Here is a 450-nt window from a genome sequence, read left to right as displayed (position 1 = left end):
CTCTCACCACGAGCTAATTTGTGGAAGCCTTACGTCAACACGATTGGTCAACGTAGCTTTTTAATCGATTAACCTAGTAGGCTAAGTGCCGAGTTCGGAGCTTGCTTCGCTTGAGCAAGAATCGAGCTTGAAGCTTGAGAAAGGATCTGAGACTTAGTCATCTGAGTCGTTTCTTTCGCGAAATCGGTATCTTTAATACGGCTCTTAGATGCGTTAACGTTCTCGTTAATGTTATCTAAGTTGCTGATAGCGTGGTCGAAACGGTTTTGGAAAGCACCTAGCTCAGCACGGTGGCTGTCTACGTACTTAAGTGCCGCATCGATAACCGCTACAGACTCTTGTGCGCCGCCAACAGACGTTACGTCGATAGTATCAACCGTTACGTCTTTGCCAGGTTGCATGCCTAGTTCGCCAGCAAGGCTACCAGAGAATGCCACTTCGCCTTCAACT

The 450-nt window shown here is 47.6% G+C and carries 1 protein-coding gene; it reads right to left on the bottom strand.

The window, feature by feature from the left end; genetic code table 11:
• Nucleotides 1–68 precede the first annotated feature (68 nt).
• The coding region (locus A142_RS18460) for a flagellin (protein WP_019821649.1) at nucleotides 69–450 on the bottom strand (382 nt) is incomplete at its 5' end.

This window comes from Vibrio splendidus 12E03, assembly GCF_000272105.2.
GTDB classification, from domain to species: domain Bacteria; phylum Pseudomonadota; class Gammaproteobacteria; order Enterobacterales; family Vibrionaceae; genus Vibrio; species Vibrio splendidus_I.
This window is presented reverse-complemented; position numbering and strand designations above follow the sequence as displayed.